The organism is Stenotrophomonas sp. STEN147 (genome assembly GCF_056757995.1).
The window spans coordinates 85,209-107,374 of sequence record NZ_JBRRCG010000011.1 but is presented as its reverse complement, the minus strand read 5'-3'; the positions used below and the strand labels follow the sequence as shown (position 1 = coordinate 107,374).

Annotated in this window: 22 protein-coding genes, 1 other RNA gene and 1 riboswitch; of the genes, 13 read left to right on the top strand and 10 right to left on the bottom strand. The window is 67.3% G+C overall.

The window, feature by feature from the left end:
• Nucleotides 1–29: 29 nt before the first annotated feature.
• Complete coding sequence (locus ACVOKU_RS12510) at nucleotides 30–1,346, bottom strand: NCS2 family permease (RefSeq protein ID WP_053518892.1); 1,317 nt, start codon at nucleotides 1,344–1,346, stop codon at nucleotides 30–32.
• 83 nt (nucleotides 1,347–1,429) lie between these two features.
• Complete coding sequence (ettA, locus tag ACVOKU_RS12505) at nucleotides 1,430–3,094, bottom strand: energy-dependent translational throttle protein EttA (RefSeq protein WP_005415249.1); 1,665 nt, start codon at nucleotides 3,092–3,094, stop codon at nucleotides 1,430–1,432.
• Between the two features lie 252 nt (nucleotides 3,095–3,346).
• On the opposite strand from ettA, the gene ACVOKU_RS12500 reads away from it, so the two are divergent.
• The 5 genes from ACVOKU_RS12500 (at nucleotide 3,347) to ribD (ending at nucleotide 7,730) form a co-directional block, all read left to right on the top strand.
• Nucleotides 3,347–3,826, top strand: coding sequence for an RcnB family protein (locus tag ACVOKU_RS12500; protein ID WP_481560066.1), 480 nt, complete (start codon nucleotides 3,347–3,349; stop codon nucleotides 3,824–3,826).
• A 189-nt stretch (nucleotides 3,827–4,015) separates the two neighbouring features.
• Nucleotides 4,016–5,269: a serine hydroxymethyltransferase gene (glyA, locus tag ACVOKU_RS12495; protein ID WP_065175825.1), complete on the top strand. Its 1,254-nt coding sequence runs from the start codon at nucleotides 4,016–4,018 to the stop codon at nucleotides 5,267–5,269.
• An 81-nt stretch (nucleotides 5,270–5,350) separates the two neighbouring features.
• On the top strand, nucleotides 5,351–5,785 hold the full coding sequence (locus ACVOKU_RS12490) for a hypothetical protein (RefSeq protein WP_481560065.1): 435 nt from the start codon (nucleotides 5,351–5,353) through the stop codon (nucleotides 5,783–5,785).
• A gap of 217 nt (nucleotides 5,786–6,002) precedes the next feature.
• Nucleotides 6,003–6,524 (top strand): transcriptional regulator NrdR, encoded by a 522-nt coding sequence (gene nrdR, locus ACVOKU_RS12485; RefSeq protein ID WP_053518899.1) that lies wholly within the window; start codon nucleotides 6,003–6,005, stop codon nucleotides 6,522–6,524.
• Nucleotides 6,525–6,644: 120 nt separating this feature from the next.
• A complete protein-coding gene (gene ribD / locus ACVOKU_RS12480; RefSeq protein ID WP_481560064.1) occupies nucleotides 6,645–7,730 on the top strand; it encodes a bifunctional diaminohydroxyphosphoribosylaminopyrimidine deaminase/5-amino-6-(5-phosphoribosylamino)uracil reductase RibD in 1,086 nt (361 codons plus the stop codon).
• Between the two features lie 45 nt (nucleotides 7,731–7,775).
• On the opposite strand, the gene ACVOKU_RS12475 is transcribed toward ribD, so the two are convergent.
• The 4 genes from ACVOKU_RS12475 to ACVOKU_RS12460 form a co-directional block, all read right to left on the bottom strand.
• The gene (locus ACVOKU_RS12475) at nucleotides 7,776–8,429 is read right to left on the bottom strand and encodes a hypothetical protein (protein ID WP_481560063.1); all 654 of its coding nucleotides are present in this window, start codon (nucleotides 8,427–8,429) and stop codon (nucleotides 7,776–7,778) included.
• A gap of 168 nt (nucleotides 8,430–8,597) precedes the next feature.
• A complete protein-coding gene (locus ACVOKU_RS12470; protein WP_481560062.1) occupies nucleotides 8,598–9,482 on the bottom strand; it encodes a hypothetical protein in 885 nt (294 codons plus the stop codon).
• A 141-nt stretch (nucleotides 9,483–9,623) separates the two neighbouring features.
• Nucleotides 9,624–10,490 carry a hypothetical protein gene (locus ACVOKU_RS12465; protein WP_481560061.1) on the bottom strand — a complete coding sequence of 289 codons (867 nt, stop codon included), beginning with the start codon at nucleotides 10,488–10,490 and terminating at the stop codon, nucleotides 9,624–9,626.
• A gap of 128 nt (nucleotides 10,491–10,618) precedes the next feature.
• Complete coding sequence (locus ACVOKU_RS12460; protein ID WP_074901821.1) at nucleotides 10,619–11,242, bottom strand: hypothetical protein; 624 nt, start codon at nucleotides 11,240–11,242, stop codon at nucleotides 10,619–10,621.
• A gap of 238 nt (nucleotides 11,243–11,480) precedes the next feature.
• A riboswitch (FMN riboswitch) is annotated at nucleotides 11,481–11,626 on the top strand.
• 74 nt (nucleotides 11,627–11,700) lie between these two features.
• Between ACVOKU_RS12460 and ACVOKU_RS12455 the strand changes: the two genes are divergently transcribed.
• From ACVOKU_RS12455 to thiL, 5 genes are all read left to right on the top strand, one after another.
• Complete coding sequence (locus tag ACVOKU_RS12455) at nucleotides 11,701–12,312, top strand: riboflavin synthase (RefSeq protein ID WP_111186317.1); 612 nt, start codon at nucleotides 11,701–11,703, stop codon at nucleotides 12,310–12,312.
• Nucleotides 12,309–13,409, top strand: a complete 1,101-nt coding sequence (ribB, locus tag ACVOKU_RS12450) for a 3,4-dihydroxy-2-butanone-4-phosphate synthase (RefSeq protein WP_053516472.1) — start codon at nucleotides 12,309–12,311, stop codon at nucleotides 13,407–13,409. The genes ACVOKU_RS12455 and ribB overlap by 4 nt, the downstream gene beginning before the upstream one ends.
• A gap of 146 nt (nucleotides 13,410–13,555) precedes the next feature.
• Nucleotides 13,556–14,023, top strand: a complete 468-nt coding sequence (ribH, locus tag ACVOKU_RS12445) for a 6,7-dimethyl-8-ribityllumazine synthase (RefSeq protein ID WP_010481977.1) — start codon at nucleotides 13,556–13,558, stop codon at nucleotides 14,021–14,023.
• Nucleotides 14,020–14,499 carry a transcription antitermination factor NusB gene (gene nusB / locus ACVOKU_RS12440; protein WP_053516471.1) on the top strand — a complete coding sequence of 160 codons (480 nt, stop codon included), beginning with the start codon at nucleotides 14,020–14,022 and terminating at the stop codon, nucleotides 14,497–14,499. Before ribH ends, nusB begins: the two co-directional genes overlap by 4 nt.
• A gap of 126 nt (nucleotides 14,500–14,625) precedes the next feature.
• Nucleotides 14,626–15,588: a thiamine-phosphate kinase gene (thiL, locus tag ACVOKU_RS12435; RefSeq protein WP_481560060.1), complete on the top strand. Its 963-nt coding sequence runs from the start codon at nucleotides 14,626–14,628 to the stop codon at nucleotides 15,586–15,588.
• A gap of 72 nt (nucleotides 15,589–15,660) precedes the next feature.
• Here the strand turns inward: thiL and ACVOKU_RS12430 are convergent, their stop codons facing one another.
• The 3 genes from ACVOKU_RS12430 to ACVOKU_RS12420 form a co-directional block, all read right to left on the bottom strand.
• Nucleotides 15,661–17,046 (bottom strand): FAD-binding oxidoreductase, encoded by a 1,386-nt coding sequence (locus tag ACVOKU_RS12430; RefSeq protein ID WP_481560059.1) that lies wholly within the window; start codon nucleotides 17,044–17,046, stop codon nucleotides 15,661–15,663.
• Between the two features lie 97 nt (nucleotides 17,047–17,143).
• Nucleotides 17,144–17,512, bottom strand: a complete 369-nt coding sequence (locus ACVOKU_RS12425; protein WP_481560058.1) for a YraN family protein — start codon at nucleotides 17,510–17,512, stop codon at nucleotides 17,144–17,146.
• Entirely contained in the window at nucleotides 17,502–19,223 is a 1,722-nt protein-coding gene (locus tag ACVOKU_RS12420) for a penicillin-binding protein activator (RefSeq protein ID WP_065175851.1), read from the bottom strand. The genes ACVOKU_RS12425 and ACVOKU_RS12420 overlap by 11 nt, the downstream gene beginning before the upstream one ends.
• An 81-nt stretch (nucleotides 19,224–19,304) precedes the next feature.
• Between ACVOKU_RS12420 and rsmI the strand changes: the two genes are divergently transcribed.
• Both rsmI and rnpB read left to right on the top strand, forming a co-directional pair.
• Entirely contained in the window at nucleotides 19,305–20,123 is an 819-nt protein-coding gene (gene rsmI, locus ACVOKU_RS12415; RefSeq protein ID WP_065175817.1) for a 16S rRNA (cytidine(1402)-2'-O)-methyltransferase, read from the top strand.
• Between the two features lie 87 nt (nucleotides 20,124–20,210).
• An RNA gene (gene rnpB, locus ACVOKU_RS12410) (RNase P RNA component class A) lies at nucleotides 20,211–20,562 on the top strand.
• A gap of 51 nt (nucleotides 20,563–20,613) precedes the next feature.
• Here the strand turns inward: rnpB and ACVOKU_RS12405 are convergent.
• On the bottom strand, nucleotides 20,614–21,390 hold the full coding sequence (locus tag ACVOKU_RS12405) for an NRDE family protein (protein ID WP_481560057.1): 777 nt from the start codon (nucleotides 21,388–21,390) through the stop codon (nucleotides 20,614–20,616).
• A 324-nt stretch (nucleotides 21,391–21,714) separates the two neighbouring features.
• Here ACVOKU_RS12405 and mraZ point away from each other — a divergent pair, with 324 nt between their 5' ends.
• Nucleotides 21,715–22,161 carry a division/cell wall cluster transcriptional repressor MraZ gene (mraZ, locus tag ACVOKU_RS12400; protein ID WP_004143635.1) on the top strand — a complete coding sequence of 149 codons (447 nt, stop codon included), beginning with the start codon at nucleotides 21,715–21,717 and terminating at the stop codon, nucleotides 22,159–22,161.
• Nucleotides 22,162–22,166: the final 5 nt, after the last annotated feature.

Genomic DNA, 22,166 nt, shown 5'->3' with positions numbered 1-22,166 from the left:
CCCGCCGTGACAGCGGGGCCCTGCCCTGATTACTCCAGCGCGAAGCGCAGCACGAACAGCACGGCCACCAGCCACACCGCCGGATGCACCTCGCGCCAGCGGCCAGTGCCGGCCTTCAGCGCGGCGTAGGCGATGAAGCCGAAAGCCAGTCCATTGGCGATGGAGTAGGTGAACGGCATCGCCAGCGCGCACAGGGCCGCCGGCACCGATTCGGTGAGGTCGCTCCAGTCCACTTCCACCAGCTCGCGCAGCATCAACCCGGCAACGAACAGCAGGGCCGGTGCGGTGGCGTAGCTTGGCACCATCGAGGCCAGCGGCGAGAACAGCAGGGCGGCCAGGAACAGCGCGGCGACCACCAGGGCGGTGAGGCCGGTACGGCCGCCCACCTGCACGCCCGAGGCACTTTCGGCGAATGCCGTGGTGCTGCTCGTGCCCAGCATGGAGCCGGCGACGATTGCCGTGCTGTCGGCCAGCAGTGCACGGCCGAAACGCTTCTGCGCACCCGGCAGCTTCAGCAGGCCGGCGCGGCCGACCACGCCGTACAGCGTGCCGGTGGCATCGAACACCTCCACCAGCACGAACACCAGCACCACCTGCAGCAGTACCGCGATGGGGGCACCGCCGTCGTGGTGCAGCAGGCCCGGCAGGTCCAGCTGCAGGAAGGTCGGCGCCAGGCTCGGCGGCAGGGACACCAGTCCCTGGTACTGCACGTCGCCCAGCGCCCAGCCGGCCCCAGTGACCGCCAGGATGCCGATCAGGATCGCACCACGGATGCGGCGCGCCTCCAGCACGGCGATCAGCAGGAAGCCGGCCAGTGCCAGCAGCGGTGGGGCGGTGTTGAGCGGACCCAGCGCCACCAGCGTGTCCTCGTTGCCGATGATCACCCCGGACTTCTGCAGGGCGATGATGGCCAGGAACAGGCCGATGCCGGCGACGATGGCCGAGCGCAGTGACGAAGGAATGCCGGATACCAGCCAGGCACGCACGCCGGTCAGCGACAGCACCAGGAACACCAGGCCGGAGATGAACACTGCCGCCAGCGCCTGCTGCCAGGGCAGGCCGGCGGCACCGACCACGGTGAAGGCGAAGAACGCGTTCAGGCCCATGCCCGGAGCCATGCCGACCGGGAAATTGGCTGCCAGCGCCATCACCGTGGAGCCCAGCGCGGCCGCCAGGCAGGTGGCGACGAATACCGCGCCCGCATCCATGCCGGTGGTGCCGAGGATTTCGGGGTTGACGAAGACGATGTAGGACATCGTCAGGAAGGTGGTGACACCGGCCAGCAGCTCGGTGCGCACGGTGGTGCCATGCTGCTGCAGCTGGAACAGGCGTTCGAACAGGGACATGGGGCTTCTCGTGAAGGTGTCGCCATGAAGCGGGCGACCCACAGAAGGAGAAAGGCCGCGCGAGCGCGGCCTTTCCTGTTGCGTTACTTCAGCGCCTTGAAGCGCAGGCGCTTCGGCGCAGCGTCATCGCCCATGCGGCGCTTCTTGTCTTCTTCGTACTCGCGGTAGTTGCCCTGGAAGAACTCCACGTGCGAGTCGCCTTCGAAAGCGATGATGTGCGTGGCGATGCGGTCCAGGAACCAGCGGTCGTGCGAGATCACGAAGGTGTTGCCCGGGAACTCCAGCAGCGCGTCTTCCAGTGCACGCAGCGTTTCGATGTCCAGGTCGTTGGACGGTTCGTCGAGCAGCAGCACGTTGCCACCCTGCAGCAGGGTCTTGGCCATGTGCAGGCGGCCACGCTCACCACCGGACAGCGAGCCGACCATCTTCTGCTGGTCCTGGCCCTTGAAGTTGAAGCGTCCGATGTAGGCGCGCGACTGGATCTCGATGCCGTTGATGTTGAGGATGTCCAGGCCACCGGCGATTTCCTGGAAGACGTTGTGGTTGCCTTCCAGCTTGTCGCGGCTCTGGTCCACGTAGGACAGCTGCACGGTCGGGCCGATCACGATCTCGCCCGAATCCGGCTTCTCCTGGCCGGTGATCATCTTGAACAGCGTCGACTTGCCGGCGCCGTTCGGGCCGATGATGCCGACGATCGCGCCCGGCGGAATCAGCATCGACAGGTTGTCGATCAGCAGGCGGTCGCCGAACTTCTTGGACACGTTCTTGAACTCCATCACCATGTTGCCCAGGCGCTCGCCCGGCGGGATGAAGATTTCGTTGGTCTCGTTGCGCTTCTGGTAATCCTGCGACTGCAGCTCTTCCAGGCGGGCCAGACGGGCCTTGCCCTTGGAACGGCCGCCCTTGGCGTTCTGGCGCGACCACTCCAGTTCCTTCTGGATTGCCTTCTGGCGGGCCTTTTCCTGGTTTTCTTCCTGCTTCAGGCGCTCATCCTTCTGCACCAGCCATTCGGTGTAGTTGCCCTTCCACGGAATGCCGCGGCCGCGGTCCAGTTCCAGGATCCACTCGGCGGCATTGTCCAGGAAGTAGCGATCGTGGGTAACGGCCACCACGGTGCCGGTGTAGCGCGCCAGGAACTGTTCCAGCCATTCCACCGACTCGGCGTCGAGGTGGTTGGTCGGTTCGTCCAGCAGCAGCATGTCCGGCTTCTGCAGCAGCAGGCGGCACAGCGCGACGCGGCGCTTTTCACCGCCGGACAGGTTGGCGATCTTGGCATCCCACGGCGGCAGGCGCAGCGCATCGGCAGCCACGTCCAGCTGGTTTTCCAGGGTGTGCGCGTCGCCGGCGGCCAGGATCGCCTCCAGGCGCTCCTGTTCCTTGGCCAGCGCGTCGAAGTCGGCGCCTTCCTCGGCGTAGGCGGCGTACACCGCCTCCAGCGCAGCCTGGGCCTGCAGCACTTCGCCCACGCCTTCCTCGACCGACTCGCGCACGGTCTTGTTCGGGTCCAGTTCCGGTTCCTGCGCCAGGTAGCCGACCTTGATGCCCGGCTGCGGGCGTGCCTCGCCCTCGAAATCGGTGTCCACGCCGGCCATGATCTTCAGCACGGTCGACTTGCCGGCGCCGTTCAGGCCCAGCAGGCCGATCTTCGCGCCGGGGAAGAAGGACAGCGAGATGTCCTTGATGATCTGCCGCTTGGGCGGGACCACCTTGGACACGCGGTTCATGGTGTAGATGTATTGCGAGGACATGAGGTCTCCGTAGGCGCGACCCTGCGCCCGACCGTCACGGGAGGTTTCCCGGTGCGGCAGCGGGCACAGACTTGAATGGAATACCGCCAATTATAGCCGGAACCGGTTACCCGCCGCGCCACGGGGAGCCGGCCGGGCTGGCCGCGGCCTGAATCGCCGTCACAGTCCTGAAGCGGGAAGCGTTTCCAGCCGGAAACGGTTCAGATCCGGTGCGCAATATGGGGTCACCACCCACCCAAGCAGAGGTCTGACATGCGCATCAATCGAGTAATGGCCGGAGCCGTGGCCTCTGTGCTGGCGCTCGGCGCGGTTGCCCCGGCATTTGCCGACGACGACCATCGCGGCCGCGGCCACGACCGCCGCGAGTGGCGGGAGGATCGCCGCGAGTGGCGACAGGACCGCCGTGACTGGGAGCGCGACCGCCGCGAGGCCCGGCGCGATTACCGGCAGGACCGCCGCGAGTGGCACCGTGACCATGACCGCTACTACCGCCCGGCACCGCCGCCGCGTGTGGTCTACCGCCCTGCCTACGGCCCCGGCTATGGCTGGAAGGTGGGCCACCGCTACCGCGACTACTATCGCGGCCCGATCTACGTGGTGAACGACTATCCGCGCTACCACCTGCGCCGCCCGCCGCATGGCCACCAGTGGATCCGCGATGACCGCGGCAACATGCTGCTGGTGGCCATCGCCACCGGCGTGATCGCCCTGTACGTGCTCTGCTGCCGCTGAGGATCGCGGTGGGGTACATATCCCTACCCAACGTAATGGTATCTGACCCCGCAACTTCACTCGGAACCATACGGGGCCGGATTCCTTCGAGGGATCCGGCCCCGTCCGTTTCGGCCCCAGCCGGCCGGTGCGGGGCTACAATCAGGGGCTGAGCCGTACACCCCCTTTCCCTGCCTGCTGGAGTACCCGATGTTCCCGCGTGACGTCCGCATCGAATCCTACGATCCCGAACTGGCCAAGGCCATCGCCGCTGAGACCCAGCGCCAGGAAGACCATGTCGAGCTGATCGCCAGCGAGAACTACACCAGCCCGGCAGTGATGGAAGCGCAGGGCAGCCAGCTGACCAACAAGTACGCCGAAGGCTATCCGGGCAAGCGCTACTACGGTGGTTGCGAATACGTGGACATCGCCGAGCAGCTGGCGATCGACCGCCTCAAGCAGCTGTTCGGCGCCGACTATGCCAACGTGCAGCCACACAGCGGCTCGCAGGCCAACCAGGCCGTGTACTTCGCGCTGCTGCAGCCGGGCGACACCATCCTCGGCATGAGCCTGGCCCACGGCGGCCACCTCACCCATGGCGCCAAGGTGAACGCTTCGGGCAAGCTGTTCAACGCCGTGCAGTACGGCGTGAACGACCAGGGCCTGATCGACTACGACGAAGTCGAGCGCCTGGCCCTGGAGCACAAGCCGAAGATGGTCGTGGCCGGCTTCTCGGCCTACTCGCAGGTGATCGACTGGGCACGCTTCCGCGCCATCGCCGACAAGGTCGGCGCCTACCTGTTCGTCGACATGGCCCACGTCGCCGGTCTGGTCGCTGCCGGCGTCTATCCGAGCCCGCTGGACCACGCCCACGTCGTCACCTCCACCACCCACAAGACCCTGCGCGGCCCGCGCGGCGGCATCATCGTCGCCAAGGGTGCCGATGAGGATCTGGTCAAGAAGCTGCAGTCGATCGTGTTCCCGGGTATCCAGGGCGGTCCGCTGATGCACGTCATCGCCGGCAAGGCGGTGGCCTTCAAGGAAGCGCTGGAACCGGCTTTCAAGACCTACCAGCAGCAGGTGGTGAAGAACGCCCAGGCGATGGCCAGCACGCTCATCGCGCGCGGCTACAAGATCGTCTCCGGCGGCACCCAGAACCACCTGATGCTGGTGGACATGATCGGCAAGGATGTGTCCGGCAAGGACGCGGAAGCGGCACTGGGCAAGGCGCACATCACCGTCAACAAGAACTCGGTGCCGAACGACCCGCGTTCGCCGTTCGTGACCTCCGGCCTGCGCCTGGGTACGCCGGCGGTGACCACCCGTGGCTACACCGAGCAGGACTGCGTGGATCTGGCCAACTGGATCGCCGATGTCCTCGATGCGCCGAACGATGACGCCGTGATCGCCCGCGTGCGCGATGCCGTCAGCGCGCAGTGCCGCAAGTACCCGGTCTACGGTTGATCGGCTGATGGGGTCGGATCCCGTCCCGCAGGGAAGGGCTCTGACCCCGGCGCAGGGAGAGCAACGCACATGGATGAGCGTATGGATGAACGTCTGCACAAGCGCCTGCACCTCGTGCAGGCCCTGCTGTTCGGGCTGCCAGGCGTGCTGCTGGGAGGCACCGTGGCCCTGGTGGGCGTGTACTCCGGCCTGACGCAGGAAACCCGCCTGCCGAGCCGGCTGCTGCTGGTGTGCTGGGGCACCGCCGGGACGCTGGGCATTGTTGCCTGGTTGTACATCGGCGCCGGTTTCCTGCTGCAGGGCCGGTCTGGCCTGCAGGCAGTGGGCCGGGTGTGGTGGGCGTTGCTGGCGCTGGGCGCGTTGGCTGCGGTGCCCGCCGTCGTGCTGGGGCTGGTGGTCGGCATGACCGAGCGCATGGACGGCTTCAGCCTGTTGCTGTTCGGCCCGCCGCTGCTGCTGCCGGCGGCGCATCTGGCCTGGTTGCGCTGGCGGCCTGCTCACCCTCCGGGCGCCTGACTTTTCAGGCAGGTCGCATGGTGGTGCAGGGATCGCCTGTCCAGCCTCACGCATCAGGGTGTTTCCGAGTATTGGGATGCATCTGGGACGGCTGCAGGGTTGCCCTTGACGAGGGGGCCGTACAGCACATGAAATTTGCCGGAAAGCCCCTTCTCAGGTACCTTTGCGACGCTGCCATGACCGTGGCATTTAGGTTGTCCCCTGAGCCAGGCGTTCCATGTATTGCCCCTTCTGCCAACATGCCGATACCCGGGTCATCGACTCGCGCGTCTCTGAAGACGGCGCGACGATCCGCCGTCGGCGTGAGTGCGAGGCCTGCAACGAGCGCTTCAGCACCCTGGAAACCGTCGAACTGAAGCTGCCGGCCATCGTCAAGAGCGATGGCACCCGCGAGGCCTTCGACCAGCGCAAGGTACGCGCCGGCTTTGATCGCGCGCTGCAGAAGCGTGCCGTGCCGGAAGACAAGATCGAAGCGGCGGTGCGTGCGGTGGTCCACCAGCTGCGCCTCAGTGGTGAGCGTGAAGTGCCTTCGATCAAGGTGGGCGAGTTCGTGATGAACGAGCTGCGCAAGCTCGATCACGTGGGGTACGTGCGATTCGCTTCGGTCTACCGCAGCTTCGAGGATGTGGCCGATTTCCGCGAGGAAATCGAAAAACTCGAACGCGAGCTGCCGGCCAGCACCGAACAGCTGCAGCTGTTGGGCGATGTGATCGCCCTGGCCAAGAAGAAGAAAGGCTGACCGCCTCTGCCTGGTTCGGTGCCGACCCTGGTTGGCACCGATGGCCGCATCCACTGGTGGGTGCCAACCTTGGTTGGCACCGACGGCATGGATCAGCACCGGCAGCGTTACCATGGCCAGATGACCACCCCATTCTCCGTCCTCGACCATCTGCACATGGCCAGCGCGCTGCGCCTGGCCGAGCGCGCCGCCTACACCACCCGCCCCAATCCGATGGTCGGCTGCGTGATCGCCCATGGTGAACGTGTGGTCGGGCAGGGCTGGCACCAGCGTGCCGGTGGCCCGCATGCCGAAGTGTTCGCGTTGCGCGAGGCCGGTGGCGAGGCGCGTGGTGCCACTGCCTACGTCACCCTTGAGCCCTGCGCGCATTACGGGCGCACACCCCCGTGCGCACTGGCACTGATCGAGGCAGGTGTATCGCGTGTGGTCGCTGCGCTGCGTGATCCCTTCCCGCAGGTCGATGGCGGCGGATTCGACCTGCTGCGCGGCGCCGGCATCGAGGTCGCCGAAGGGCTGATGGCGGCGCAGGCACGCGAGCTCAACAAGGGCTTTCTGTCACGCGTGGAGCGCAATCGCCCGTGGCTGCGGGTGAAGCTGGCCGCCAGCCTGGACGGGCGTACGGCGATGGCCGACGGCACGTCCAAATGGATCACCGGAGCAGCGGCGCGCGAAGACGTGCAGCACTGGCGTGCACGCGCCGGCGCGATCCTGACCGGTGCCGATACCGTCCTGGCTGATGATCCGATGCTGACCGTGCGCCTGCGGGACGTCGACGTGATGCCGCCGCTGCGCGTCGTGCTCGATTCGCGCCTGCGTTCGCTGGAATGCAGCCGCGTGCGCGAGGGTGGGGCACCCACGTTGTACCTGCACGATGCGGCGGTCAGCGCACCGGATGCCGCCGATGCCGAGTTCGCCTGCGTGCCCGGTGCCGACGGCCGTCTCGATCTTGGCGCGATGCTGACCCTGCTGGCCGGGCGCGGCATCAACGAAGTGCATACCGAAGCCGGCGCTACGCTGGCCGGTGCGCTGCTGCGCGGCGGCTGGGTGGATGAGCTGCTGCTGTACCAGGCGCCCACCCTGCTGGGTGACCGGGCCCGCCCGCTGCTGGCCGGGCTGGGCATCGAAGCGATGCAGCAGCAACGCCGGCTGCGCGTGGTCGAGCAATGCCAGGTGGGTGAGGACCTGCGCCTGCTGCTGCGGCCGTAGCATGGGCAGGTGGCGGACGAGACGGACGCGCGGTAGCGGGGGTGCTCAGTCGTGGAGCAGGCTTGGGGGAACATCCCCCGTGATACGCCGGTCCCATGCCTCGAACGGCAGCAACCTCAGCAGAATGGCTTGGTACAGCTGGTCTGAACGGGCCTCATGCACGTCGCCATGGCGATAGGAGGACCACCCCACCACATGGGTGCGATGCAATGCCGCCGGTGCGCTGCGAAGGTGGGCGGCGTAGGCGCTGAAGAACACATCGCTGTGCTGCGCCTGCCCGCCAGGCCCGGCCTGGCGCAGTGCCCGGTACAGCGCGAACGTGGGCGCCGGATCGGGCAACGCGCAGGCGAGCGTGAATTGACCGATCTCGGGACTGCCCAGCGGCAGGAACGCCTCGGCGTGGCAGGTGGCCGCCGACAGTCGCGCCAGCAGTGCATCGGTGACATCCTGCATCACCGCCGCCGAGGGCGGCACGATCTGCTGCTGCCGCAGCCAGGTGGGCAGATCATCGAGGCTGCGCTGCCAATCGATTCCGTTGCGAGGAACAGCGGCAGCGTCCCACAGGGCCAGTTGGTCGCGCGCAGCCGGATCGTGCTGAAGAACAACACGCGCCTGCAGCGTGTACTCCTGTTCCGGCGTGTGTGGCGCGGCAATGCACACGCCGGTGAACAGAAAGGACAGAGCGGCGAGCAGGCGCATGTATGGGGCCGGGAAGGGTGCTGCAGGATCGGCCCCGGCACCCTGTGAAGCAATGCAAGAAGTTGCAAACGGGGTCATGCAGCGCATGCCCCCGCTGCGATGCCATCATCACGCGATCAGGTGCATTCGAGTGACGCCGGGCATGGCCCGGCGCGACCGCTTAGCGGCTCAGGTGCATTCGTCGGTCCACATCATCTCGGCCAGCGGGCGCAGTGCCTTGCACTCCTGCGTCATCTCCTCGGCCGACTGCACCTGCGCTTTGGCCTTCAGCTCTTCGGCCATCGCGTCCACGCCGCTGATCTGGTCCGGTGCGATCTTCGCCACGCAGCTGCGGTGCTGCTGCAGCAGCAGGTCACAGCCGGGTATGCCGGTCACTTTCGGCGCGTGGGCTGCCTGCGCGTCCTGCATCCAGTCCTCGAACGGTGCCAGCGCACCGGCCACGGTGCCCACCAGATCATCGAAGTTGCCGCTGTACCAGTAGCCGTTGTCCTTGGCCGGGTACAGGGTGAAGGCGCCGCTGACCGGCACGCGTGCACCACTCTGCAGCGCCTGGGTGTAGGCATCGGTGAACTGCTTGCGCGAAGCCGGGCTGGCATGGTCGGCCAGGCTGGCGGCGAACAGCGGACGGACCTTGCCCAGGTCGGGCACCTGGCAGGTGTAGGTGATCCGCGCCAGCTTCTGGTCTTCAACGTATTCGTTGTCTTCGATCACGCTCTGGGTTGCGCGGCACTTCGAATCACGCAGCGCCTTGGCGTACAGCGCTTCGGTGGCCGCAGCGTCGACCTTGGCGCCGGTGCTGGCCAGTACCGTCTGCCAGGGTTCGGCCAATGCCTTGGCCAGCGCCCCCGGGTTCGGGGTCACGGCGTCCTGGCCCTCGAACGCCGGCTTCAGCGCGTCGTTGAGTGTGCGCGTGGCGGCCGCGTCGTCTTCCAGCAGCGTTCGGGCATAGAGATCGAACGTCAGTTCGGGGCTCAGCTGCGTCGAGGCGGCGCTGGCGAACAGCGGAGCGCACAACAGTGCAGTGGCCAGCAGGGAACGCAGGGGGGTCTTCATGACAGTGATTCCGGGTCCAGAGGCGCGCAAGCCTAGCGCATTTTCCGCCGTTGCCGCAGGCTAGGAAGCGGGCCCCTTGCGGCGGCCGTTCGATCGCACCACGAGGATCGGGCAATGCGCTTCAGGCGGGTGACCACGTCGTCATCGTCGCGGCTGCGTGTTGTCGAGGGTGCCTGACCACAGATCACGGTAGGTGTCATGGATGGCCCTGCAGTATTTCATTGAGTATTCCCGGCCGAGCATCTTCAGATGCTCGGCCATGTTTTTATGAAGCGCTGCGCCCTGCTGGTCTAAGTCGTCCGGATAGTGGCGTGCTGCGAATTTCATCTGTGCGTCCAGCATCAGATCACACGCTGGAATGCCGGTGAACACGGCGACGGAGTCAGCATCGATCCGTTCGTCCCACTCCTCGAAGGGGAGCAATCGCTCAAACAGCGCAGAGCCAAGATTGTTCAGGGTGCCGCCGATCCATGGGCCAGTGCTGCCGAGACGGTAGAACGAGGCTTCCGCCTGGTGGATGCGGTCGGGGGCATCACTGACAATCGCAGCGTATTGATCGAGGAAGGCCGCGAATCGCTCTTCATCCTTGTCCGGATGGAAATATCTGCGGTTCTCGCGGTAAAGGTCAAAGGCCGCCGATACGTCCGGGAGCAGGCATTGATAGCGCACCTTGTGATGTTCTGGCGTGTCGCGCTTCACGGCCTCGATTCCCGTGATCTCGCAACGGATGCGCTGGGTGCGTGCATGTATTGCCTCGGCTGCCGACGCGTTGAACACTTCGTCCAGACCTCCAAAGGCATGCAGCCCGTACGTGCTGGATGCGATGTGAGGGCAGTCAGCGTCCGCGGTCTCCAGGCTGCTCTTGAGGAGGTCCCTGGCGCGCTCATCATCGTGGGCAATGACCCGTATGTACGCATCAAACGTTGTTTCCAGTGACAGCGCGGCGGGTTCCGCTGCGCGCGTGGCAAACGGTACGGAAAGTAACAGGGCAAGGACGGCTTTCAGCATGGCATGGACGGGAACGCTTGAGGGCCCCCAGAGCATCGGGCGTGCCGGCCCGGCAATCCATGCAACCTGTCCGAAAAAAAACGGGCCCCTTGCGGGGCCCGTTCGATCGCACGACGAGGATCGGGCAATCAGAAGCTGGCGCGGACGCCGGCCGAGAACTGGGTGACATCGCGCTGGCCGGAGACTTCTCCCACCAGGCCCCAGGTCGGGGTGAAATTGATCTGGCCACCGACGGTGCCGACCCAGGTGCCCTTGAAGTCGTTGCCGCCATCCATGTAGCCGGCCTTGGCCCACGCTTCGGTCTTCGGCGAAGGCTTGCCACGCACGCCCATGGTGGCGCGGGCCAGGTTGGTGTGATCCTTCAGGTGTTCGCGGCCGAACAGATCCGATTTCAGGGTCAGCTCGGCGTTCTGGCGCACCCAGGCGATGTCGGCGGTGTAGTCCAGACGGTCCGTCCACGGCATGTGGTAGCCGATGCCCAGCTCAGGCTGGTCCAGTTCGAACTTGGCCGACGCACCGGTGAAGTGGTAGCTCTTGCTGGTACGCGACCAACTGCCGAACACGTGCACCTGCTCGGCCAGCGCGAACGAACCGCGCACGTAGCCGCCGTCAAGCTTCGGGTCGTTGAAATCGCTGTCGTCGGTCTTGACCTGGGTCCAGCCACCTTCGACGTAAGTGTAGCTCAGCCCTTCGGCGGCCGAGGCCAGCGGAGCGACGGCCAGCAGGCTGGCGATGATCAGGAGCTTGCGCATGGGAATTCCTGTGAATTGCAGTCCATTGGCGGGCGCGCCGGAGGCGCAGCCCGTGGCGACCTCATGTCGTCCGCGGCGAATTTTAATGAAAGTTTTACAAAATGCGAGAGACAGCCGTCACAGGCTGGGCAGGCTTGGGGTCAGATCCGTTTTCCGCCGGGAAACGGATCCGGCCCCGGGCATCCCCACCCCGTTCAGCCCGGGCTGGTACACTGTCCACGCCGGTTCGCCGGTATACAAACGTCTTCAGGGCGGGGTGCAACTCCCCACCGGCGGTAGGTGCGCAAGCACGAGCCCGCGAGCGCCCCGGCCCACGGCCGGGGGTCAGCAGATCCGGTTCAAGGCCGGAGCCGACGGTCATAGTCCGGATGAAAGAAGACGGTGCCACAGGGCTCATGCCCTGCGTGCGCCTGTTTGCCTTGCGGCGTTTTTCGCTCACATCCTGCGGAGAACGTTACTTGTTTACTGGAATCATCGAAGGCGTCGGCCGTCTGGCCGCACGCGAGTCCATCGGCGGCGATGTCCGCTTCACCTTCAATGTCGGCAACCTGCCGTTCGATCACGTGCAGATGGGCGAAAGCATCGCCATCAACGGTGTCTGCCTGACGGTCATCGCATTCGACGCCAACAGCTTCCAGGCCGATGCCTCCACCGAGACGCTGGGCCTGACCACGCTGGGCCAACTCGAGCAGGGCGCGGTCATCAACCTCGAGCGTGCCATGCGCCCGACCGATCGTCTGGGTGGGCATCTGGTCAGCGGCCACGTTGATGGCCTGGGCCAGGTGCTGTCCATCCACGATGACGCGCGCGCCCAGCGCTGGCGCTTCGCCGCGCCGGCCTCGCTGCTGCGCTACATCGCCAAGAAGGGCTCGATCTGCGTGGACGGCGTCAGCCTCACCGTCAACGAAGTGGACGAGGAAGGCTTCGAGGTCGCGCTGATCCCGCATACCGTGGCCAACACCGCCTTCTCCGCCTCCGGCGTGGGCAGTGCGGTGAACCTGGAAATCGACCTGGTCGCCCGTTATGTCGAACGTCTTGTTGGCGGGCACCTGCAGGGAGGCGCAGCATGAACTTCGCGCCGATCCCCGAGATCCTGGAAGACATCCGCCAGGGCCGCATGGTCGTCATCGTCGATGACGAGGACCGCGAGAACGAAGGCGACCTGATCATGGCTGCCGAGCTGGTCAAGGCCAGCGACATCAACTTCATGGTCACCCACGGCCGTGGCCTGGTGTGCCTGCCGTTGACCCGCACCCGCGCCGCCGACCTGGGCCTGGCGCCGATGGTGCAGGCCAACACCGCGCAGTTCCAGACCAATTTCACCGTCAGCATCGAAGCGGCCGAGGGCGTGACCACCGGCATCTCCGCCCATGACCGCGCGCATACCATCCGTACCGCGGTGAAACCCAACGCGCGGCCGTCGGACCTGCACCAGCCCGGCCACATCTTCCCGCTGATCGCCCAGCCGGGCGGCGTGCTGACCCGCGCCGGCCACACCGAAGCGGGCGTGGACCTGGCCATGCTGGCCGGGCTGGAACCGGCCGGCGTACTGGTGGAGATCCTCAACCCGGACGGCAGCATGGCGCGTCGCCCGGAACTGGAAGTGTTCGCCCGCGAGCACGGCCTGAAGATGGGCTCCATCGCCGACCTGATCGCCTACCGCCTGGCCACCGAGAAGACGGTCGAACGCGTCGATGAGCGCGACATCGATACCGAGTTCGGCCCGTTCAGGCTGGTGACCTACCGCGACCGCATCGCCCACGACCTGCACTTCGCCCTGGTCCGCGGCACTCCGGACGCTGGCACGCCTACCCTGGTGCGCGTGCAGGTGGAGAATCCGCTGGCCGACCTGCTGCACTGGCGTCGTGACGATTTCGGCGTGGCCGCCACCGACGCGCTGCGTGCGATCGCCGCCGAAGGTGCCGGCGTGATGGTGGTTCTGTCGGCGCCGCGCGATGGCGAGGCGCTGCTCGCCCGCCTGCGCCAGCAGCCCGCACCGGTGGTGCCGGGCAAGGACAAGGATGTGGGCCAGTGGCGCCGCAATGGCGCCGGTGCGCAGATCCTGTCCGATCTTGGGCTGGGCAAGCTGCGCGTGCTGGGCACGCCGCGCCGGCAGATCGGCTTGGCCGGCTATGGCCTGGAAGTGGTGGAGACGGTGGCCCTGTAACGGTCGCCCCGTGGGGTCGGAGGCCGCGGTGCGGGATCCGACCCCGGTAGCGCCGGGCCATGCCGGGCGGATGCCAGGCCCCCGCCAACCACGGCCGGGGCCCATCCACGCTAGAATTACCCCTTATCGAGTCCCCCAAGCCGCATATGAGCCACTACGAAGGCGATCTTCGCACTCCCGAGTCGGCGCGCTTTGCCATCCTGGCCAGCCGCTGGAACGCCCGCATCACCGATACGCTGGTGGCCGGCGCACGCCAGAGCCTGGCCGGCAACGGCATCACCGAAGCCAACATCGACGTGATCCGGGTGCCGGGCGCCTGGGAACTGCCGCTGGTCGCCGCACGCCTGGCCGCCGCCCATGAACACGCCGCCATCCTCACCCTGGGCTGTGTGATCCGCGGCGACACCCGTCATTACGAACACGTGGCCGACCGCTGCGCCGAAGGCCTGATGCGCGTGCAGCTGGATTTCGGCGTGCCGGTACTGAACGGCGTGCTGGCGGTGGAACGCGTAGAAGATGCCGAGGCCCGCGCCGGCGGCAGCCACGGCAACAAGGGCGAGGAAGTCGCACTCGCCGCATTGGAAATGGTCAATCTTCTGGAGCAGCTGCCATGAACAAGAACACCCAGGGCAAGCCCTCCGGTAAACCCGTCCGCCGCGATGGCATTGATCCGGTGCTGCGCTCGCGCGCGCGCCGTCGTGCCGTGCAGGCCGTCTACGCGTGGCAGATCTCCGGCGGCAACGCACAGTCGCTGATCGCCCAGTTCGCGCATGAGCAGGCCCGCGAGATCGCCGATCTGGCGTACTTCGAGGCGCTGATGCACGGCGTGCTCGACAACCGCACCGACATCGACGAAGCGCTGGGTCCGTATCTGGACCGTGGCATCGAGGAAGTCGATGCCATCGAACGTGCGGTGCTGCGCCTGGCCGCGTACGAGCTGCGCTACCGCCTGGACGTGCCGTACCGCGTGGTGATCAACGAGGCCATCGAATCGGCCAAGCGCTTCGGCTCCGAACACGGCCACACCTACGTCAACGGTGTGCTGGACCGCGCCGCCGTGGAATGGCGCAAGGTCGAATCGGGCCACTGACCCGATCGCTGTAGAGCCGTGCCCTGCCTGGCTCACCGCGCAGGGCAAGGCTGCGTCCGGTAGTGTGGCGCGTGATCGAACTGCAGCCGCGCATGGCCCGGCTGCTACATAAGAGCAGAACGCCCCATGTCCCTGGCCGAATTCGCCCTCATCGACCGTATCCGCGCCCGCACCGCCGAGCGCGATGACGTGCCGCTCGGCATCGGTGACGATGCCGCGCTGCTGCAGCCGCGCGCGAATGAACAACTGGTGGTGACCGCCGATACACTCAACAGTGGCGTGCACTTCCCGGTGGTGACGCCGGCCTTCGATATCGGCTGGAAGACGCTGGCGGTCAATCTGTCCGATCTTGCGTCGATGGGCGCGCGACCGGCCTGGTGCACCCTGGCGCTGTCATTGCCGGAAACGTCCGAAGACTGGATCGAGGCATTCGCCGATGGCTTCTTCGCATTGGCCGACCAGCATGACGTCGCGCTGATCGGGGGTGACACCACGCGCGGACCGCTGTCGTTGTCTGTCACCGCGATGGGCCAGGTGGGCCGTGGCCAGGCCCTGCGCCGCGACCGTGCACAGGCCGGCGATGACATCTGGGTCAGTGGCACGCTGGGGGATGCGGCAGGTGCGCTGCGCCTGTGGCAACAGGGTGCGTTGAACGTGGCCACGGCCACGTTGCTGGCCGACTATGAAAGCCTGCGCCAGCGCCTGCTGCGGCCGACGCCGCGTGTCACCCTCGGCCTGCGCCTGCGTGCCTTCGCGCATGCGGCAGTGGATGTGTCCGACGGACTGCTGGCCGATCTCGGCCACATCGCCCGCCGCAGTGACGTGGCAGCGCATGTCGATACCGATGCGTTGCCGATCTCGCACGCGCTGCGTGAGCTGCTCGGCCGCGATGGCGCGCGCGACTGCGCGTTGCGGGGCGGAGACGACTACGAGTTGTGCTTCACCGCGGCCGCCGACCAGCGCGACGCGCTGCATTACCTCGCCGAATCGCTGGACCTGCCGCTCACCCGCATCGGTCGCATCGCCGAAGGGCAGGGCGTGCACGTGGATGGCGAAGCGGCCGACGGTGGTTATCAGCACTTCGCCTGACGAATGAGAACGCCGGGCATGGCCCGGCGCTACCGTCCTGACACGGACGGCGTTCATGCACAGGGCGGCGCCTCATGCAGGCGGCAGCACCTTGCCCGGGTTGAGGATGCCATCCGGGTCCAGCGTGGCCTTGATCGCGCGCATGGTCGCCAGGGTGGCGGGAGTGAACGCCTGCGCCATGAAATCGCGCTTGGCCAGGCCAATGCCATGTTCACCGGACAGTGTGCCGCCCAGCGCCAGCGTCAGCGCGAAGATCTTCGGCAGCGCCGCATGCGCTCGCGCGCTCTCATCGGCATCGTCCGGGTGGTACAGGATGTTGACGTGCAGGTTGCCGTTGCCGGCATGGCCGAAGGTGACGATGGTCAGGCTGTACTCGCCTGCCAGCGCCTGTACCCCAGCAACCAGGTCGGGAATGCGCGATACCGGCACCACCACGTCTTCGTTGATCTTGCCGGGCGCAACGCTGCGCAGCGCGGGCGACAGCGCCTTGCGCGCCGCCCACAGCTGGTCGCGTGCGCGGCCCTCCATCGCGACGTCCAGTTCGATCATGCCGTCGCCTTCGGCAGCGCTGGCCAGCGCCTGCAGCAGGTAGGGCAGGGTGTCGTGGTCGCCATCGGCCTCGACCAGCAGCATCGCGCCGGCCTCCGGTACGTCGGCGCCATTGAGGCGCAGCAGTTCCAGGCTGCGCGCGTCCATGAACTCCAGGCGGGTCGGTACCACTGGCTGCGACATCAGCCGCGATACCGCGGCGGCGGCGGCATCGGCATCGCGGTACAGCACGCGCAGTCCGGCCTGCGCGACCGGCAGCGGCGTCAGCTTCAAGGTGGCTTCCACGATCAGCGCCAGGGTGCCCTCGCTGCCCACCAGCAGGTGGGTCAGGTCGTAGCCGGTGGCATCCTTGGTATAGGCGCCACCGCAACGGATCACCTCGCCGGTGCCGGTGACCGCGACCAGCCCCAGCACGTTGTCGCGGCTGGTGCCGTACTTCACCGCGCGTGGGCCACCGGCATTGCAGGCGAGGTTGCCGCCGACGCTGCAGATCTCCGCGCTGGACGGGTCCGGCGCCCAGAACAGCCCATGCGGTGTCAGCGCCTGCTGCAGGGCGCCGTTGAGCACGCCAGGTTGCACCACCGCGCAGCGATCACCGGCACGGATCTCGACGATGCGATCCATGCGGGTGAACGACAGCACGATGCTGCCCGGCAGGGGTACCGCCGCGCCGGTGGTCCCGGTGCCCGCGCCACGCGCGACCAGGGCCACGCCGTGCACACGGCAGGCGCGGACCAGCGCCTGCACCTGTTCGGTGTCGGCCGGCAGCGCGACGGCGGCGGGGCGTTGCCGGCGCCATGAGTTGTCCTGCGCATTCGCCTCCAGCGCGGTGTCATCCATGCGCCAGCCCTCCGTGCCCAGCAGGGCGGACAGTTCGGCAACCAGGGCAGCGGGCAGGGCAGGATTCATGTTGGATCTCGTGGAACAACCGGTACGGAGTGGATGGCCTTGCAGGCGGCCTCTGCGCCGGGCATCGGCACGGCAGCGTGGGTGATGATCGAGCGCATCAGCAGTCGTCCAGCCGGAACGCGTCGCGCAGCCAGTGCAGCTGTGGCGGTTCGCCGCTGGCCTCGACCACGTCGAAGCGGCAGGGTGCACCGGCCAGTGCAGGATGCGCCTGCAGGTACAACTGTGCGGCCTGTACCAGGCGCCGGCATTTGCGGGGGTCGACCGAGGCGGCAGCGCCGCCGAAGTCGCTGCGCGCGCGGTACCGCACCTCCACGAAAACCACGGTACCGGCGTCGTCCATCACCAGGTCCAGTTCACCGCTTCGATAACGGACATTGCGCGCGCGTGGCTGCAGCCCGGCCTGTTGCAGGTGCAGCTCGGCGGCGGTTTCCACCGCCGAGCCCCGCTGCGTGCGCTCAGCGACCACCGACGATCGGCATCGGCCGGCCGCCGCTGAAGGTCGACCACGCCGGCTGGCGCAGGATGTTGCCATTGCCATCGAGGAACAGCGTGCCGGTGGCGCCTTCCAGGCCGCCTTCGTTGGCCAGCTTGTCCAGATAGCTGCTGATCTTCCACGCGTCGGCGCCGAAGGCGAACAGGCGGCCGGCGGCACCGCGCGCGCTGGGCAGCGTGCTGGCGACCTGGCTGGCCGACGGCAGGCCGGAGACACTGCGCACGTTCCAGGCTTCATTCGGGTAGACGATGCCGTCCAGTGCCACGTCCTCCTCCACCTTGCCGCTGCCGATGGTCAGCTGGGACGTGCCGACGCGGGTGGCGCCGCCGACACCGGCCAGCGCCAGCTGCGGCGCGAGCAGCCGCGCCTGCGGGGCGCGCACGGCGAGAAACACAGCGTCGACCTGGCCGGCATTGCGCACCTGGGCGCCGACATCGCCCACCGCTTCAGCGACCGATACCGTGGCGGCCACCTGGCCACCGCGCTGGGTGAAACGCTGGGAGAAGGCCGCGGCGGCGCGGCGGCCGGTATCGTCGCTGCTGCTGATGACCAGGGCGCGATTGCGCTCACGGCCACGCAGGTATTCGGCGGCGACGATGCCGTCGTCTTCCGGGGCGAGCGAGAAGCCGGCGCTGCCGGCCGGCGGTGAATCCTTGCCACGGTTCAGCGCCAGCACCGGCACCTGCAGCGGCTGGCGGCCGTATACCGCGTCCACTTCATCGCGGCCCAGCGGGCCGACGACGAAGTCGGCACCGGAGGCCACTGCCTTGTCGTAAGCAGCCAATGCACCGGCCGGCGTGCCGGCGGTATCGAAGAAATTGATGTCCGGGCGGCGGCGCGATTCGCCGTAATAGGCGGCGAGCAGGCCATCGCGCACCGGCTGTGCCGCGGTGGCAAGGCGTCCACTGAGTGGCAGCAGCACGGCCAGCTTCGCCGGCGGGCGGTAGCCATCGCTCATTGCCGGCGGGCGCTTGCTGGTATCGAACTGGGCGGCACCGTCGCGGTCGAACGGACGCGGAAGCGGCAGGCCGCGGGCGATCAACGCACGGCCGGCGAAGTTGTACAGCGGATCGTTGGCCGGCAGCGCGGCGGCACGGCTGCGCAGGGTGGCATCGTCGAGGGTGCCAAGCAGGCCTGAAATGGCCGCCTGGTTCTCGTTGCGCGCGCTGCCGGTGAGGCCGGCCTGCGCGCGTGCGCGGTCGCTGGCGGCGCCGAAGGCATCGCCAGTGGCCTGCAGGGCCTGGGCACGGGCGAGCAGCCAGCGCGTGCGCAGGCCGGGTGCGACGTTGTCGCCATTGTCCTTGAGCAGGGCCAGCGCCTGTGCGGGTTGCTTGTCAGCCAGTGCCAGCTCGGCGCCGGTCAGCTGGTAACGCTGCAGGCTGGCACCGGACAGCTGGCGGGCGCTGAGCTGCCCCAACAGGCTGCGCGCGCGGGTGCTGTCGCCGGCCAGGTGCCACGCCCAGGCTGCATCGGCCAGGGCATTGCTGCGCGCGCTGCCGCGCAGGGTGGCCGCCAGGCCCTCCAGCTGCATCGCGGCGTCGCGCGGCTTGCCCTGTTCGATCAGCGCCAGCGCCTGGCTCTGGGCCGGCGATTCGGGCGCGCTGGTGAAGCTGGTGGTGGCACAGCCGGCCAGGAGCATCAGCGACAACGAAAGGGCGGAGATGCGTGCGGCGGGCTTGTTCATGATCGGGTCCATGCGATGAGGGCAGCGGCCTTGGCCAGGTACACGCTAGGATTCTACCCTTGCCCCGTGAGTACCGCTGAAATGAGTGTCCCCACCCTGTATGTCGTCGCCACGCCGATCGGCAACCTGGCCGATCTGAGTCCGCGCGCACAGGAGGTGCTGCGTTCGGTAGCGGCGATCTGTGCCGAAGACACGCGGCGCAGCGGCCAGCTGTTGTCCCATTTCGGCATCCAGCAGCCGCTGGTGGCGCTGCACGAGCACAACGAAGACGCCCTGGCGCAGCGACTGGTCTCGCGCCTGCAGGCGGGCGAATCGCTGGCGCTGGTCAGCGATGCCGGCACGCCGCTGGTCAGCGATCCCGGCTTCCGCCTGGTGCGGGCCGCGCGCGCGGCGGGCATCCGGGTCAGCCCGGTTCCGGGTGCCTGTGCCGCCATTGCCGCGCTCAGCGTGGCCGGCCTGCCCAGCGATCGCTTCAGTTTCGAGGGATTCCTGCCGGCCAAGGCCAGCGGGCGCCGCGACCGGCTGCAGGCGCTTGCCGGCGAAGTGCGCACGATGGTGTTCTACGAATCCTCGCACCGGATCGCCGAGTCCCTGGCGGACATGGCTGCGATCTTCGGTGGTGAGCGGCCTGCGGTGCTGGCGCGGGAGCTGACCAAGCTGTTCGAGACCGTGCTGGATGGCGATCTGGCGGCCTTGCGGGCAACGGTCGAAGCCGACGAGAACCAGCGCAAGGGTGAGTTCGTGGTGATGGTGCAGGGGGCCGGCGACGACGAGGAAGCGCAGCTGGCCCATGGCCGTCGCGTCTACGCCACATTGAGCGAGCACCTGCCGCCGTCGACCGCCGCCAAGCTGGCCGCCGAGCTGACCGGCGCACCGCGCAAGGCGTTGTACGGCCGGTAGCGCCGGGCCATGCCCGGCGTGCGCGTCGCGCGGCATCGAACAGCCACCGGGCAGGAACCACCCGCGTACGCTAGAATGCGCGCTGGCGGAGCCGGCCAGACAGTCGCGTCATCCCTTGCGGGGTGCCGAGGAAAGTCCGGGCTCCACAGGGCAAGGTGCCAGGTAACGCCTGGGCGGCGCAAGCCGACGGAAAGTGCAACAGAAAGATACCGCCTACGTCTTCTTCGGAAGGCCGGTAAGGGTGAAATGGTGCGGTAAGAGCGCACCGCGAGTCTGGCAACAGACCGGCACGGCAAACCCCACCTGGAGCAAGACCAAATAGGGATCCTTTGGCGCGGCCCGCGTTGGATCCGGGTAGGTTGCTTGAGCGTTGCGGTGACGTAACGCCTAGAGGAATGACTGTCCACGACAGAACCCGGCTTATCGGCCGGCTCCGCCTCCATTCACTTCTGCAGCGCCAGGCCATGCCCGGCGGCATCCTGGCCGCCGTTCAGAAGTCGATGCGGCTTCCGGCGACGAATACGCCCTGCGGCCCGAAGCGGCGTTCATGGATCTGCCCGTGGCCATCACCATCGATCAGCAGCACGGTGCTGGCACGGGTGCCGTAGTCGTCGCCGCGGATGAAGGCCGGGCTCAACCAGCGCTCGCGTTCCAGTCCGATGCCGGTGTCCGGCAGGTCACTGTCGGCAGGACGATGTTCGTCGGCGAGGGCATTCCACAACGGGGCCAGATCCCTTTCGCTTTGCGAAGCAGATCTGACCCCGTCTTCTTCCAGCCAGGCCGTCAGCGCGGCCATCAGCCGCTGTGTCTTCGGCCAGGGGGCATCCAGTGCACCGTTGGACATGCCATGCACGCCCGGCCCCAGGCGCTGCCGTTCGGCAGGGTGGTTGCCCAGATACTCCAGGCTGTCGCTATCGGCCAGCAGCAGGTTGAACGGGGCGTAGGCGCCGGCCACGGCCGCCAAGCGGTCGATATGCACTGCGGCCGGGTCGCGGCCACGGAGGAAGTCGGCCACCAGCGCGCCACGCGAGGGACCGGTCTGGGCGGCCAGCGGATCGCGCACATTGGTGACCACCGCCATCCGGCCGCCGGCACCGACGCCGGCCCAGCCTCCTCCGGAGCGGAGGTCGCGCCCGCCGATGACGGAGGTCTCATCCTGCCACCGGGTCAGCGCCGCAGTGGGGCGGGCGTGGAACTCATCACGGTTGCCGGTCATCACCAGCCGCCAGCGCGGGTGGTGCATCCAGCCAAGAGCAAGCAGGCACATGGCGTCATTGTGCCCGGTTTGCGCAGTCTGGCGCCGCTTTCAGCCCCTTCCCGATGAATGCGGGGGCGATGTTTCACGCCCCCTGCACAGGCCTGAACTTCCGTTCAATCTCAAAAATTGAGACGGATCAGCAACTTGTGGATAAGCCTTGAACAATTCTCTAAAGGTTGTTGCAAGCCATTGATGTGGCTGGCGATTTCCCTGCGGAAAAGTTGTTGACAACCCTTCGCTCGCTGCTAAGGTGGGCATCAGAGGGAAATCCGGGTGTTTTGTGGGTTTTCGTGGTTCAATGTTTCACCGGGCGAAGGACAAGGTGCAGGCGTCGTGTTTCAGGGCGAGACGGCCATCACAGTTGACGACAAGGGGCGCATGGCGGTTCCCACCGCTTACCGCGACCTCGTCGCGCGCGCCAGCAACAACCGTCTCGTGTTGACCTACAACCCGTTCGAAGCCGGCTGCCTGTGGCTGTATGCCGAGTCCGAATGGGAGCGGGTCCGCGACGATGTCATGTCCAAGCCCAATACCCAGCGCGTCGTGCGCCTGTTGCAGCAGAAGCTGGTCGGCTCGGCCGCCCACCTGGAGCTGGACGGCAACGGTCGTATCAGCATTCCCGCCAGCCACCGCGGTGCGGTGGGCATAGAAAAGAAGGCGGTATTGCTCGGTATGGGCGACAAGTTCGAATTGTGGAGCGAGCAGGCGCATCGTGCCCTGATCCAGCAGACGTTGTCTGACGAGGATCTGGGCGATGGGTTGCTCGACCTGAAGTTGTGAGCCGG

Coding starts and splice junctions, on each gene's coding strand:
- ettA (WP_005415249.1), bottom strand. CDS start 3,094: ATGTCCTCGCAATACATCTACACCATGAACCGCGTGTCCAAGGTGGTC.
- ACVOKU_RS12475 (WP_481560063.1), bottom strand. CDS start 8,429: ATGCGCCTGCTCGCCGCTCTGTCCTTTCTGTTCACCGGCGTGTGCATT.
- nusB (WP_053516471.1), top strand. CDS start 14,020: ATGAACAAGAACACCCAGGGCAAGCCCTCCGGTAAACCCGTCCGCCGC.
- ACVOKU_RS12490 (WP_481560065.1), top strand. CDS start 5,351: ATGGATGAACGTCTGCACAAGCGCCTGCACCTCGTGCAGGCCCTGCTG.
- ribD (WP_481560064.1), top strand. CDS start 6,645: ATGACCACCCCATTCTCCGTCCTCGACCATCTGCACATGGCCAGCGCG.
- ACVOKU_RS12460 (WP_074901821.1), bottom strand. CDS start 11,242: ATGCGCAAGCTCCTGATCATCGCCAGCCTGCTGGCCGTCGCTCCGCTG.
- rsmI (WP_065175817.1), top strand. CDS start 19,305: ATGAGTGTCCCCACCCTGTATGTCGTCGCCACGCCGATCGGCAACCTG.
- ribH (WP_010481977.1), top strand. CDS start 13,556: ATGAGCCACTACGAAGGCGATCTTCGCACTCCCGAGTCGGCGCGCTTT.
- glyA (WP_065175825.1), top strand. CDS start 4,016: ATGTTCCCGCGTGACGTCCGCATCGAATCCTACGATCCCGAACTGGCC.
- ACVOKU_RS12510 (WP_053518892.1), bottom strand. CDS start 1,346: ATGTCCCTGTTCGAACGCCTGTTCCAGCTGCAGCAGCATGGCACCACC.
- ACVOKU_RS12470 (WP_481560062.1), bottom strand. CDS start 9,482: ATGAAGACCCCCCTGCGTTCCCTGCTGGCCACTGCACTGTTGTGCGCT.
- ACVOKU_RS12420 (WP_065175851.1), bottom strand. CDS start 19,223: ATGAACAAGCCCGCCGCACGCATCTCCGCCCTTTCGTTGTCGCTGATG.
- ACVOKU_RS12430 (WP_481560059.1), bottom strand. CDS start 17,046: ATGAATCCTGCCCTGCCCGCTGCCCTGGTTGCCGAACTGTCCGCCCTG.
- ACVOKU_RS12465 (WP_481560061.1), bottom strand. CDS start 10,490: ATGCTGAAAGCCGTCCTTGCCCTGTTACTTTCCGTACCGTTTGCCACG.
- thiL (WP_481560060.1), top strand. CDS start 14,626: ATGTCCCTGGCCGAATTCGCCCTCATCGACCGTATCCGCGCCCGCACC.
- ACVOKU_RS12500 (WP_481560066.1), top strand. CDS start 3,347: ATGCGCATCAATCGAGTAATGGCCGGAGCCGTGGCCTCTGTGCTGGCG.
- nrdR (WP_053518899.1), top strand. CDS start 6,003: ATGTATTGCCCCTTCTGCCAACATGCCGATACCCGGGTCATCGACTCG.
- ACVOKU_RS12405 (WP_481560057.1), bottom strand. CDS start 21,390: ATGTGCCTGCTTGCTCTTGGCTGGATGCACCACCCGCGCTGGCGGCTG.
- ribB (WP_053516472.1), top strand. CDS start 12,309: ATGAACTTCGCGCCGATCCCCGAGATCCTGGAAGACATCCGCCAGGGC.